The organism is Rhizobium sp. OAE497, assembly GCF_040546565.1.
In the GTDB taxonomy this organism is placed as follows: Bacteria; Pseudomonadota; Alphaproteobacteria; order Rhizobiales; family Rhizobiaceae; genus Rhizobium.
Genome location: NZ_JBEPOA010000001.1, coordinates 3,489,946 through 3,502,109, shown reverse-complemented (window position 1 = coordinate 3,502,109; position 12,164 = coordinate 3,489,946). Strand labels below are relative to the sequence as shown.

The following is a 12,164-nucleotide window of genomic DNA, read 5'->3' as shown; positions in this document are numbered from 1 at the left end:
CTATCAGAGCAGGGGATCGAGAAGGAAAGGCTTATCTGCGACACCCGGCTGTTTCGTCGGCTTGGAGGAATCGCCACCCTTCGTTGCCATCGCGCTCGGCGGATCGAGATCGCCTTTGCGACCGCATCCGGCAACGGCAAGGCCGATGACGGCGAAAACGACCGTCAGGCGGATGAGGTGCGGCAAGCTGGTCTGCATGGGATTCCTCTTGGAGCGGCGCTGTTGGACACCTTCATAGCGAAGTTTATCCAGCTTGTGCACCCTGATTGTTGCGCTGATAGCGGCGGCCGGAACTCAGTTGCGGCCGCGCCAGTAGGCGATCTGCTTGCGCACTTCCGAGGGGGCGGTGCCGCCGAAGCTCTTGCGGCTGGCTACCGATGCTTCCACCGTCAGGACGCCATAGACGGCGTCGGTGATGGCAGAGTTGATCGCCTGCAGGTCGGCGAGCGGAAGCTCCGCCAGATCGCAGCCCTTGCTTTCGGCAAGCGCGACAGCGCGGCCGGTAACGTGGTGGGCGTCGCGGAAGGGAAGGCCGGCTTCGCGCACCAGCCAGTCGGCCAGATCGGTGGCGGTCGAGTAACCGGAACCGGCCGCCGCCTTCATGCGCGCGGTGTTGATGGTCATATCGCGGACCATGCCGGTCATCGCGGCAATTGCCAGTTCCAGGCTTTCGGCGGCGTCGAAGACCTGTTCCTTGTCTTCCTGCATGTCCTTGGAATAGGCGAGCGGCAGGCCCTTCATGATCGTCAGCAGCGCGACCAGCGAGCCGTTGATGCGGCCGGTCTTGGCGCGCACAAGCTCGGCAGCGTCAGGGTTCTTTTTCTGCGGCATGATCGAGGAACCGGTCGAGAAGGCGTCCGACAGGCGCACGAAACCGAACTGCGGCGTCGACCAGATGACGATTTCTTCGGCAAGGCGCGACAGGTGCATGCCGCAGATCGCGGCGATCGACAGGAATTCGATGGCGAAGTCACGGTCGGAGACGGTGTCGATCGAGTTGCGGGTCGGCTCGCGGAAGCCGAGGGCTTTCGCGGTCATGTGGCGGTCGATCGGGTAGCCGGTGCCGGCCAGCGCTGCGGCGCCGATCGGGCTCTCGTCGAGATGCTCGATGGCGTGGCGCACACGCGAGCGGTCGCGGCCGAACATTTCGACATAAGCCATGCAATGATGGCCGAAGGTGACGGGCTGAGCGGTCTGCAGATGGGTAAAGCCGGGCATGACGCTCTCGGCGTGCTCTTCGGCGCGGTCGAGGAAGGCAGCGATCAGGCTCGTCAGCATCGCCTCGGTCTTCTGCAGCTCTTCCTTCACCCAGAGGCGGAAGTCGAGCGCCACCTGGTCGTTGCGCGAGCGGGCGGTGTGCAGGCGGCCGGCGGCGGGGCCGATCAGCGTTGCGAGGCGCGCCTCGACATTCATGTGAATGTCTTCGAGCTGGCGCGAGAATTCGAAGTTGCCGCTTTCGATTTCTGACAGGATCGTGTTTAGCCCGTGAACGATCTTGTCCTTATCGTCTCCGGAAATGATGCCCTGATGGGCAAGCATCGTCGCGTGGGCGATCGACCCGCGGATATCCTGAGCGAATAGCTTCTTGTCGAAACCGATCGAGGCATTTATCTCCTCCATGATCGCATCGGGGCCAGAAGCGAAACGCCCGCCCCACATCTGGTTGGAGGATTTGGTGTCCGTGTTGCCGTCGGCCATCGAAGCTGCCTGCCTTGAGGATGCATGTCCTGGAGAATGAAATGACGACAAGAAAGCCGCTTGGGCTGCCATCCCTGAAACTGATCTCGATAGCCGCCGTTGCAGGCATAATTGCCGGTGCGGCAGCGGTTTACATTAAGGAGACGGGGTCTGGCAATGGCGGCGGCGAAACGGCGTCCGGCCAATGCGCTGCTGCGAAGGATCTGGCGCAGAAGATCACCCCCCTCGCCAAGGGGCAGGTTGCCGCCATGGTTGCCGCCAACGAGCCGCGCAAGCTGACCACGGTTGCCTTCAACGATGCCGACAACAAGCCGGTGACGCTCGACAGTTTTGCCGGCAAGACCGTGCTTCTCAATCTCTGGGCCACATGGTGCGTGCCCTGCCGCGAAGAGATGCCGGCGCTGAATGCGCTGGAGAAGGATATGGGCAGCGACAAGTTTCAGGTCGTGGCCGTCAATATCGATACGGGCGATGACGAGAAGCCGAAGGCGTTTCTCAGCGAAACCGGCGTCGATTCCCTGAAGCTCTATCGCGACAACACGATCGGCGTGTTCAACAATCTGAAGAAGGAAGGCCTGGCCTTCGGTCTGCCGGTCACGCTGCTGCTCGACGACAAGGGATGCCTGATCTCGGCGATGAACGGTCCGGCTGCCTGGGACAGCGAGGATGCAAAAGCGCTGATCAAGGGTGCGATCGGCCTGTAAGGCCGGTCAGCGGGTCGGAACCGGAACCTCGCCGCGGTAATCGTAGAAGCCGCGGCCGGACTTGCGGCCGAGCCAGCCGGCTTCGACATATTTCACCAGCAGCGGGCAGGGGCGGTACTTCGAATCCGCCAGGCCGTCATGCAGGACCTGCATGATCGACAGGCAGGTGTCTAGGCCGATGAAATCGGCAAGCTGCAGCGGGCCCATCGGATGATTGGCGCCGAGCTTCATGGCGGTATCGATCGCGTCGACGGTGCCAACGCCTTCGTAAAGCGTATAGATCGCTTCGTTGATCATCGGCAGCAGGATGCGGTTGACTATGAAGGCCGGGAAGTCTTCCGCGACGGTGACCGTCTTTTCGAGCGAGGCCACGAAGGCCTTAGCGGTCGCAAAAGTCGTCTCGTCTGTGGCGATGCCGCGCACCAGTTCGACCAGCTTCATGACCGGGACCGGATTCATGAAATGGATGCCCATGAAATGCTCGGGGCGGTCGGTTGCCGATGCAAGGCGGGTGATCGACAGCGAAGAGGTGTTGGTGGCAAGAAGCGCTTCCGGCTTTAGGACCGGACAGACTTGCGCGTAGATCTTGCGCTTGACGGCCTCTTCCTCAGTCGCAGCCTCGATCACGAGGTCGGACGGCGCGAGATCGTTGAGATTGGCGGAGCCGGAGATCAGCGCGAGGGTCGACTTGCGCTCCTCTTCGGTCATCTTGCCGCTCGTCACCTGGCGGGCCAGATTGCCGTTGATGGTTGCCAGGCCCGATTCGATGCGCTCCTGGCTGAGGTCGTAGATATGGACCTTGTAGCCTGCGGCAGCCGAAACATGCGCGATGCCGCAACCCATCTGGCCCGCACCGACAATACCAATCGTCTTCAACACCGCGTTCATCTCCAAACCCCCGCAGCAGTCACCCCCGAAAGCGCTGCCGTATTTTCTAATGAAATTGCCGGGCAAAGTGATCGCCCGGCAGCAGTAGTAGCGCCATAAAAGATAATTTTCCAGTCATTCGCAAGTGCGAAAAACCGGCAATCTGCCCGCTCAGAGAGCTTTCTGCAGCTCGGGCAGTATCTCGAAGAGATCGCCGACGAGGCCGTAATCGGCGACCTGGAAGATCGGCGCTTCCTCGTCCTTGTTGATGGCGACGATGACCTTCGAATCCTTCATGCCGGCGAGATGCTGGATCGCGCCCGAGATGCCGCAGGCAATGTAGAGCTGCGGAGCAACGACCTTGCCGGTCTGTCCGACCTGCCAGTCGTTCGGAGCGTAGCCCGCATCGACGGCAGCGCGCGATGCGCCGACGGCGGCACCGAGCTTGTCGGCAACCGGCAGGATGACTTCCTGGAACTTTTCGGCAGAGCCGAGCGCGCGGCCGCCGGAGATGATGATCTTGGCGGAGGTCAGTTCCGGACGGTCGGAAGCCGAAAGTGCGTCCTTGACGAAGGTCGAGAGACCCGGGTCGGAAACGGCCGGGATGGCATCGACCGAAGCCGAGCCGCCTTCTGCTGCGGCAGCGAAGGAAGCGGTGCGGACGGTGATGACCTTCTTGGAATCGCTCGCCTGTACGGTCTGGATCGCATTGCCGGCATAGATCGGACGCTTGAAGGTGTCGGCGGAGACGACTTCGATGATCTCGGAGATCTGTGCGACATCCAGCAGAGCGGCAACGCGCGGCAGCACGTTCTTGCCGGTCGAGGTCGCAGCCGCGATGATCGTGTCGTAGCTGCCAGCCAGCGAAACGATCAGGTCGGAGAGCGGCTCGGCGAGATTGTTGGCGAGTTCGTCGCTTTCAGCGAGCAGAACCTTGGAGACGCCTGCGAGCTTGGCAGCTGCATCGGCAGCCGCCTTGGCGCCCTTGCCGGCGACCAGCACATGAACGTCGCCGCCGATCTTGGAAGCGGCCGTCAGCGCCTTGCCGGTCTGGTCGGAAAGGGTTGCGTTGTCGTGGTCAGCCAGAAGAAGAATGGCCATGGTCGTAAATCCTTTCTCGAACCTTAGAGGACGCCGGCTTCGGTCTTGAGCTTTTCGACGAGCTCGGCGACCGACTTGACCTTGACGCCTGCCTTGCGGCCGGATGGCTCCTCGGTCTTCAGCACCTTGAGGCGCGGCTCGGTGGAGACGCCGAAATCAGCCGGGCTCTTCTTGTCGAGCGGCTTCTTCTTCGCCTTCATGATGTTCGGCAGCGAGGCATAGCGCGGCTCGTTGAGGCGAAGGTCGGTGGTGACGACAGCCGGGAGCTTGACGTCGATCGTCTGCAGGCCGCCGTCGACTTCGCGGGTCACGGTTGCCTTGCCGTCGCCGATCTCGATTTTCGAGGCGAAGGTTGCCTGGGCGGTGCCAAGGAGGGCGGCAAGCATCTGGCCGGTCTGGTTCGAGTCGTCATCGATTGCCTGCTTGCCGACGATGATGAGGCCGGGCTTTTCAGCGTCGGCGACACCCTTCAGGATCTTGGCGACGGCGAGCGGCTCGACGGCATCGTCGGTTTCGACGAGAACGGCGCGGTCGGCACCCATGGCGAGCGCGGTGCGCAGCGTTTCCTCGGCCTTGGCCGGACCGATCGAGACGACGACCACTTCCTCAGCCTTGCCGGCTTCCTTCAGGCGCAGAGCCTCTTCGACCGAGATCTCATCGAACGGGTTCATCGACATCTTGACGTTGGCGAGCTCAACACCCGTACCGTCAGGCTTGACGCGGATCTTCACGTTGTAATCAACCACCCGCTTCACTGGGACGAGAATTTTCATGGGGTCCTTCCTTCAACTCTTTCGCCAAGAAAATGCGCGCTTCGGCGCTGCTCCGATTGTCGAATGGCGACATGGATACGCGTTTTTCCTCCAAACACAACGCTTGCCGGTCGCAGACAGACAAATTGGAGAACGGAAATATATTACGTTTACGTGAACGTCAATATTGTGGTCGCGGGCTTATGGCGTGCCGTCTTCGGTCGCCACAGTGCGCCGGATTGCCGGGGTGCTGCGAACGGCGCGGGGCGTGACGATCTCCCGGTCGAAAAGCGGAACGCCGCGCCGCCGGAAGAGGACGATGAGGATGGCGCCGGCGATGATGCCGCCGACATGGGCACCCCAGGAGACATCGCCGTCGCGGTTGATGACGAGCATGAAAAATTGTTGGCCGATCCACAATAGCAGCGGAATGAAGGCCGGGAGAGGCAGGGGCACGCGGAAGAAGACGAGAACCCAGACTTTTACCCGCGGGTGCAGCACAAGATAGGCTGCGACAACGCCGGATATGGCACCGGACGCGCCGATCAGCGGGGCCTGGGACTCCGTTGCCAGCAGGCCGTGGCAAAGCGCGCCGAATGCGGCGCAGGCAAGATAGAAGACCAGGAAGCGGATGTGCCCCATCGCATCCTCGACATTATCGCCGAAGACCCAGAGGAAGATCATGTTTCCTGCGATATGCCAGAAGCTGCCATGCAGAAAGGCGTAGCTGATATAGGTCAGCGGCTTGGCGACGAGCTCCAGTTCCGGCGGCAGGATCGCATGGTCGAAGGCGACGGCGGGGATATAGCCGAGCCCGACGGTCGCCGCCTTGGCGAGATCGGGTGCGGCAAAGCCGGTGAACAGCCAGATCGCGACATTGGCGGCAATCAGCCCCAGGGTGACCCACTGAACCTTGATGTGTTTCAGCGTGTTGGCATCATGCAGCGGAATGAACATGGAAGGCCGCCCCCGGCTATGTCGATGCGGGACCCTATCTGTTTTTTCCGGGAACCCAAAGCACATCCGCGCGGCCCCGGTCATTGGCATGACGGGCGGCGACGAAGAGGAAATCCGAAAGGCGGTTCACATATTTCAGCGCCTCGGCGCCGACGATCTCGCCTTCGGTGCGCGACAGCGCCACCATCAACCGCTCTGCCCGCCGGGAGATAGTGCGTGCGAGGTGGAGATGCGCGGATGCCGGGGAGCCGGCCGGGAGGACGAAGGATTTCAGCGGCTCGAGATCGGCATTCAGCGTGTCGATATCGCCTTCCAGGCGCGTCACCTGTGCGGCGACGATGCGCAGTGGCTCGTAGTCGAGCGGCTTGCCGGTATCGGGCGTTGCGAGATCGGCGCCGAGATCGAAGAGGTCGTTCTGGATCAGCATCAGCATCCGGTCGAGCTCGGGCAGGTCGGCAGTATGCAGCCTGACGATGCCGATCGCCGAATTGGTCTCGTCGATCGTTCCATAGGCCTCGACACGCAGATCGTGCTTCTGCCGCCGGGGACCGGAAACCAGCGCGGTCGTGCCGTCGTCGCCTGTCTTGGTGTAGATCTTGTTGAGCTTGACCAATCGATCCCCCGGTTGTCAGTGCGTCAGGTCGGGCGGCCGCCGCCGGTCAGCCACAGCGTCAGCATGATCAGGATGACGGCGATCGCCTGCAGCAGAACGCGCAGCTGCATCAGCTTGTTCGACAGGTTGGAATCGCCACCCTTCATCATGTTGAAGAGGCCGCGGATCAGCACCAGGGCGACGAGGCCCATGACGATGATGGCGAGAATGTAAGTGGCCGTGGACATGGCATTCGGCTTTCTTGGTCAGTCGGTCCAGCGCATCAGGCGGTAGAAGAGATCTGCAGGCAGCAGCCTCTTCAGCATCATGCCCTGCTTTGCCGGAACCGTTACAGGATAATGTGGCTTCGGATTTTTCGAGTTCAATGCGTGTTTCAGCACCGCATAGACCGCATCCGGTTGTAGTTTATGTCGGCTGACCGGACCGCTGCCGTCAAGCCGGGCGAGCTGGCGGCGATAATCTGCCGCATGCACGGAGCCGCGCACGTCGATATGCTCGTTTATCTTGGCGAGCGCGTTGGCCGTGAAGCGGGAGGCTATCGGCCCCGGTTCGATGAGGCTGACATGGATGCCGCTGCCCTGCAGTTCCATCCTGAGGGTGACGCTCAGGCCTTCGAGCGCGAATTTCGACGCGGTATAGGCTCCCCGGTAACGATAGGGCACGACGCCGAGGATGGAAGAGCACTGGACGATCCGGCCGCTTCCGTGCCTGCGCATCAGCGGCAGCACGCGGCGCGTCAGTTCGTGCCAGCCGAAGAAATTTGTCTCGAACTGTTCGCGCAGCACGTCGGTCGTCAGGTCTTCGACGGCGCCGGGCTGGCCGTAGGCGCCGTTGTTGAAGAGCGCGTCGATCCGCCCGCCCGAGAGAGCTTCCACCTCGCGCATGAAATCGGCGATGGAATCGCTATTGGCATAATCCATGCGGAAGGCTTCGATGCCATCGGCCTCAAGCGATCCGAGATCTTCCTGCTTCCGTACAGTGGCGAAGACCCTCCAGCCATCGGCCTTGAGGGCGCGTGCGCAATAGGCACCGATACCGGACGAGCATCCGGTAACGATGATTGTGCGCGGTTCAGCCATTCAATGATTCCTGTACAAACTGGGACTCGTTTCCCATATTCGCACCGAGGTTACAATCGTCAGAGCCGGAGATGGAATGCCGAAGATAATGCGCACGCTCTATGAGGTGGTCTATGACGCGATCTGCCATCTCATCGAGGACGACGGCTTCGCCATGGCGAGCCATGTGGCGCTGTCGACGCTGCTTGCGGTCTTCCCCTTCCTGATCTTCGGAACGGCGCTTGCGAACTTCCTCGGCGCCGATCAGTTTTCGATGACGGCGATCCACATCATCTTCGATACCTGGCCGGAAGCGATCGCCAAACCGCTGGCTGATCAGGTCGTGCAGGTTCTGACCATCCCGCGCGGTGGTCTGTTGACGATCTCAGTTCTGGCAGCCGCCTATTTCGCTTCGAATGGCGTGGAGGCGCTGCGCATTTCGCTCAACCGCGCCTACCGGGTTCAGGAGACTCGGCCCTGGTATTTCACCCGCCTCGCCAGCCTTGGATATGTGCTGGTTGCGGTGATCATTTTCGCCGCAATCAGCATTCTGCTGGTCGCCGTTCCGGTCGGGCTGAACTATGCCCGCGAATGGCTGCTGCACAACGATACGTTCGAGTGGGTGCCGGATACGATCCGCCAGTGGCTGCCTGCCATCGTCGATACGCTGGAGATCGTCTTCAGCTGGCGTATCTACGGAACGCTGGTGATGCTGACGCTCGGGCTGCTTGTGGTCCATCTCTGGCTGCCGGCAGGGCGCCGGAAGGTCTTCGATGTCATCCCCGGGGTGCTTTTGACGCTCTTGCTCTGGTTGGCGGGAGCGCTGATTTTTGCCTATTACCTCGCCACCTTCGCCAACTACACCGCGACCTATGCGGGTCTGGCCTCCGTCATGGTCGTGCTGATCTTCCTCTATATGGTGGGCGTGATCTTCATCATCGGGGCGGAGCTCAATGCGGCGCTTTTGAAGTTCCGGGTGCGGGCGATCTTCAAACGCAACTTCCTGAGCGGCAACGGCCACAAGCGCTCAGAGACCGACAAGCTGCCTGACGCCGGCCACTGAGAGCCCCTTGGCCCGCAGTTCCGCCAGCCCGGTATCGCCCTCGCTCTTGGACAGCTTGCGGCCTGAAGCATCGGTGATCAGCCGGTGGTGATGGTAGATCGGTGCGGGAAGCCCGAGCAGGGACTGCAATAGCCGGTGGACCGAGGTCGCGTGGAAAAGGTCCGTGCCGCGCACGACATGCGTGATGCCCTGCAGGGCGTCGTCGAGGACGACCGACAGGTGATAGCTCGAAGGCGCATCGGAGCGCGACAGGATTACGTCTCCCCATGCCGCCGGATCGGCCTTGATCGTGCCGGTCTCGCCATCGCCGGTTTCCGCCCAATCGAGCTTGGCGCCAAGCTCATCCAGCGCGCGTTTGGTATCGAGGCGCCAGGCATGTTTCGCACCCGACCCTAGCCGTTCCCCGCGCTCGGCCTGCGTCAGCCCCCGGTCATGTGGGGGATAATGTGGCGAGCCGTCGGGATCGCGTGGCCAGCTGCCGCCATTGGCCTCGAATGCCGTAACCTCGGCCTTCACCTCGCCGCGGGTCATGAAGGACGGATAGACGAGGCCGCGCTCGATCAATGTCTGAAGGGTTGCCTGGTACTCGCCGAAATGCTCCGACTGGCGGCGGGCCGGTTTCTCCCAGTCGATCTCAAGCCAGTCCATATCCTGGTAGATGCCGGTCTCGAAATCGGGTGTGCAGCGCGTCAGGTCGATGTCTTCCATGCGCAGCAGCAAACGACCGCCTGAAGCCTTCGCCATGTCCTGATTGATGAAGGCGGACAGCGCGTGGCCGAGATGCAGCGGCCCGTTCGGGCTTGGGGCAAAACGGAAGACAGGCTTTTGACGCTGAGTCGTGGTCATGCTTTCTTCTGCCACGGATTCGAAACCACCGCGAGGCGACGTGCAGATCATTCGAAACGAAGGCGATGTCGAGCAGGGACTGTCGGAATTGCTGCGCCTCGACCCGCGCCTTTCCGTCGTCGCCGCCGATGCCGGACCGCTGCCTCTGCGGCTGCGCGAGCCGGGATTTGCCGGACTGGCGCATATCATCGTCTCGCAGATGGTGTCGCGGGCGAGCGCCGAGGCGATCTGGCGGCGGATGCTGCCTGCCGATGGCGAGCTGACCGCCGAGAGCTATGTGATGTTGCATGACGAGGCGTGGCGGGAGTTCGGGCTCTCCCGGGCCAAGGCCACGACCCTTTCGGGGATCGCCAACGCCGTCGCTGCCGGTCATCTCGATCTTACCGCGCTTTCGGTGCTGCCGCCCAGCGAAGCGCTGCAAGCTTTGACGGCGCTGAAGGGTGTCGGCCCCTGGACGGCGGAGGTCTATCTGATGTTCTGCTGCGGCCATGCGGATATTTTTCCGTCCGGCGATGTGGCACTGCAGAATGCCGTGGCCGCGGCATTCGGTCTCGCTCAACGGCCACAGGCGAAAGCGCTGGCGGCGATGGCGGAAGCGTGGTCGCCCTGGAGGTCCGTCGCTGCAAGGCTTTTCTGGGCTTACTATGCCCAGAAACTCGGGCGCGGCCTCGTGCCGGTCGCCTGATCCGCAACACTCATCGAATTGCCGTTATTGACTGAATTTATTGGACTTCACAAGGCTGTCACAACCGGCCTAATATAAGGATGCAGATGCCGAATCGATCAGGAGAGTCCCTTGACGATTGCAGTCTCCCCCCAGGCCCTGCCGGCGCTCGTCCTGAACGCTGACTACAGGCCTTTGAGTTATTATCCCTTGTCGCTCTGGTCCTGGCAGGACGCGATCAAGGCGGTCTTCCTTGACCGTGTGAATATCATCGCAGAGTACGAACACTCGGTGTCTTCTCCGAGCTTTTCGATGCGGCTTCCCAGTGTCGTTTGCCTCAAGACCTACGTTCAGCCGTCCCGCAATCCCGCCTTCACGCGCTTCAACGTGTTCCTTCGCGACAAGTTCGAGTGCCAGTATTGCGGCGATCACAACGACCTGACCTTCGACCACGTCATCCCGCGCGCTCATGGCGGCGAGACGACCTGGGAGAATGTCGTGGCGGCCTGCTCCCCCTGCAATCTCAGGAAGGGCAGCAAGCTACCGAAGCAGGCAGGCATGTTCCCGCATCAAAAGCCGTATCAGCCGACAGTGCAGGACCTGCACAATAACGGCCGGCTCTTCCCGCCGAACTATCTGCACGACAGCTGGCTCGACTATCTCTACTGGGATAGCGAACTGCAGCCCTGACGGCTGCAGCCATATTCAGGCCGACTTGCGGACGCCGATAAAGGCGAAGGCCGCGAGCACGAGGCTTGCAATCACGTTCCAGCCCGCAAAGGACAGGCCGAGCACGCGCAGCGCTGCGTCGGTGCAGGACGGACCCTTGATGGTGTTGAGCTCCGTCAGGAGGTCGCCGGCATTCTCGGTCATGCTGCCGGCCGTGGTCGAGCAGGCGGTCGGGCCAGCCCAGAAGTGCCATTCGACGCCGGAGTGATAGACGCCCATGCCGGCGCCGACGACCATCAGCATGCCGGCGGCGAGAAGCAGCGCGCGGCACATCCAGTTGGGCAGACGGAAAAGCGAACCGACAACACCGAGCAGGGCGATCGGAATGGCATAATAGTAGGGCTGGCGCTGCATCAGGCAGAGCTCGCAGGGAATGTAGCCGCCGATATACTGAAAACCGAGCGCGGTGCCGACGACGGCAGCCATGGCGACAGCCAGGACCAGCGAATAGACGAGGACCGGACGGGTGAGGGGCGAGGCAATGGCAGTCATGGCGGAACTCCGCGAGTTGGGCTCAGTGGGCAATTAACTTGTAGGCGACGCCGAGCGCGATCAGCACGACTGCGGCAATCGCCGCCAGCTGGCCGAGGCGTTTCTCGATGAAATCGCGGATCGGCTCGCCATAGCGGCGCAGCAGCCAGGCGAGGAAGAAGAAGCGCGCGCCGCGGGCAATGATCGCCGAGATGACGAAGAAGCCGAGGTTCATGTGGATGACGCCGGCGAGAATGGTGACCACCTTGATTGGCGGCAGATGCGCGAGACCCGACGTTACCAAAAGCAGCAGCAGGATTTCCCACTCGTCGTGGATATAGACCCTCAGCTGCTCGAAGGCGTCGAGCTTGCCGTAGAATTCCAGAACGGGGCGGGCGATCGCATCGTAGGCATAGTAGCCGAGTGCCCAGCCGGCTATGCCGCCGAGAACGGAGGCGACGGTCGCGACCAGCGCATAGCGATAGGCGCGCTCGGGCTTGGCAAGGGCCATCGGCAGATAGAGCACATCGGCCGGAACGAGAAAGACGGAGCTTTCGACGAAGGCGATAACGGCGAGCCAGACTTCGGCCGACTTGCGGGCGGCGAGAGACATGGTCCAGTCGTAAAGTCTGCGGAGCATT

16 protein-coding genes are annotated in these 12,164 nt (G+C 62.0%); 4 read left to right on the top strand and 12 right to left on the bottom strand.

The genetic code is table 11. The annotated features are described in order from the left end of the window. Positions 1 to 3: 3 nt before the first annotated feature. Positions 4 to 198 carry an LPS translocon maturation chaperone LptM gene (lptM, locus tag ABIE40_RS17525; protein ID WP_130284234.1) on the bottom strand — a complete coding sequence of 65 codons (195 nt, stop codon included), beginning with the start codon at positions 196 to 198 and terminating at the stop codon, positions 4 to 6. Between the two features lie 96 nt (positions 199 to 294). After that, the gene (gene argH, locus ABIE40_RS17520) at positions 295 to 1,698 is read right to left on the bottom strand and encodes an argininosuccinate lyase (RefSeq protein WP_199627820.1); all 1,404 of its coding nucleotides are present in this window, start codon (positions 1,696 to 1,698) and stop codon (positions 295 to 297) included. Between the two features lie 41 nt (positions 1,699 to 1,739). Here argH and tlpA point away from each other — a divergent pair, with 41 nt between their 5' ends. After that, positions 1,740 to 2,402: a thiol:disulfide interchange protein TlpA gene (gene tlpA, locus ABIE40_RS17515; RefSeq protein WP_199627819.1), complete on the top strand. Its 663-nt coding sequence runs from the start codon at positions 1,740 to 1,742 to the stop codon at positions 2,400 to 2,402. Between the two features lie 6 nt (positions 2,403 to 2,408). Here the strand turns inward: tlpA and ABIE40_RS17510 are convergent, their stop codons facing one another. The 7 genes from ABIE40_RS17510 to ABIE40_RS17480 form a co-directional block, all read right to left on the bottom strand. Next, positions 2,409 to 3,290 (bottom strand): 3-hydroxybutyryl-CoA dehydrogenase, encoded by an 882-nt coding sequence (locus ABIE40_RS17510; RefSeq protein WP_112720212.1) that lies wholly within the window; start codon positions 3,288 to 3,290, stop codon positions 2,409 to 2,411. Positions 3,291 to 3,440: 150 nt separating this feature from the next. Next, positions 3,441 to 4,370 carry an electron transfer flavoprotein subunit alpha/FixB family protein gene (locus ABIE40_RS17505; RefSeq protein WP_112720213.1) on the bottom strand — a complete coding sequence of 310 codons (930 nt, stop codon included), beginning with the start codon at positions 4,368 to 4,370 and terminating at the stop codon, positions 3,441 to 3,443. 23 nt (positions 4,371 to 4,393) lie between these two features. Further along, positions 4,394 to 5,143 (bottom strand): electron transfer flavoprotein subunit beta/FixA family protein, encoded by a 750-nt coding sequence (locus ABIE40_RS17500; protein ID WP_130284226.1) that lies wholly within the window; start codon positions 5,141 to 5,143, stop codon positions 4,394 to 4,396. A 180-nt stretch (positions 5,144 to 5,323) separates the two neighbouring features. Beyond that, a complete protein-coding gene (locus ABIE40_RS17495; protein WP_199627818.1) occupies positions 5,324 to 6,079 on the bottom strand; it encodes a rhomboid family intramembrane serine protease in 756 nt (251 codons plus the stop codon). Positions 6,080 to 6,113: 34 nt separating this feature from the next. Continuing rightward, positions 6,114 to 6,692 (bottom strand): cob(I)yrinic acid a,c-diamide adenosyltransferase, encoded by a 579-nt coding sequence (locus ABIE40_RS17490; RefSeq protein WP_199627817.1) that lies wholly within the window; start codon positions 6,690 to 6,692, stop codon positions 6,114 to 6,116. Positions 6,693 to 6,715: 23 nt separating this feature from the next. Beyond that, entirely contained in the window at positions 6,716 to 6,919 is a 204-nt protein-coding gene (locus ABIE40_RS17485; protein ID WP_112386119.1) for a twin transmembrane helix small protein, read from the bottom strand. A gap of 18 nt (positions 6,920 to 6,937) precedes the next feature. Beyond that, positions 6,938 to 7,771 carry an SDR family oxidoreductase gene (locus tag ABIE40_RS17480; RefSeq protein ID WP_199627816.1) on the bottom strand — a complete coding sequence of 278 codons (834 nt, stop codon included), beginning with the start codon at positions 7,769 to 7,771 and terminating at the stop codon, positions 6,938 to 6,940. 76 nt (positions 7,772 to 7,847) lie between these two features. Between ABIE40_RS17480 and ABIE40_RS17475 the strand changes: the two genes are divergently transcribed. Then, a complete protein-coding gene (locus ABIE40_RS17475; protein WP_199627815.1) occupies positions 7,848 to 8,813 on the top strand; it encodes a YihY/virulence factor BrkB family protein in 966 nt (321 codons plus the stop codon). Here ABIE40_RS17475 and gluQRS read toward each other — a convergent pair. After that, positions 8,778 to 9,659 (bottom strand): tRNA glutamyl-Q(34) synthetase GluQRS, encoded by an 882-nt coding sequence (gene gluQRS, locus ABIE40_RS17470; protein ID WP_199627814.1) that lies wholly within the window; start codon positions 9,657 to 9,659, stop codon positions 8,778 to 8,780. The two genes, ABIE40_RS17475 and gluQRS, sit on opposite strands and share 36 nt — an antisense overlap. Here gluQRS and ABIE40_RS17465 point away from each other — a divergent pair. Then, positions 9,658 to 10,344: a DNA-3-methyladenine glycosylase family protein gene (locus tag ABIE40_RS17465; protein ID WP_199627813.1), complete on the top strand. Its 687-nt coding sequence runs from the start codon at positions 9,658 to 9,660 to the stop codon at positions 10,342 to 10,344. The genes gluQRS and ABIE40_RS17465 overlap by 2 nt on opposite strands. A 111-nt stretch (positions 10,345 to 10,455) precedes the next feature. After that, positions 10,456 to 11,013, top strand: coding sequence for an HNH endonuclease (locus ABIE40_RS17460; RefSeq protein ID WP_112720222.1), 558 nt, complete (start codon positions 10,456 to 10,458; stop codon positions 11,011 to 11,013). A 15-nt stretch (positions 11,014 to 11,028) separates the two neighbouring features. Here ABIE40_RS17460 and ABIE40_RS17455 read toward each other — a convergent pair whose 3' ends face one another. Both ABIE40_RS17455 and ABIE40_RS17450 read right to left on the bottom strand, forming a co-directional pair. Beyond that, entirely contained in the window at positions 11,029 to 11,544 is a 516-nt protein-coding gene (locus ABIE40_RS17455; RefSeq protein WP_199627812.1) for a disulfide bond formation protein B, read from the bottom strand. A 22-nt stretch (positions 11,545 to 11,566) separates the two neighbouring features. After that, complete coding sequence (locus ABIE40_RS17450; RefSeq protein WP_112720224.1) at positions 11,567 to 12,163, bottom strand: YqaA family protein; 597 nt, start codon at positions 12,161 to 12,163, stop codon at positions 11,567 to 11,569. Between the last annotated feature and the right edge of the window lies 1 nt (position 12,164).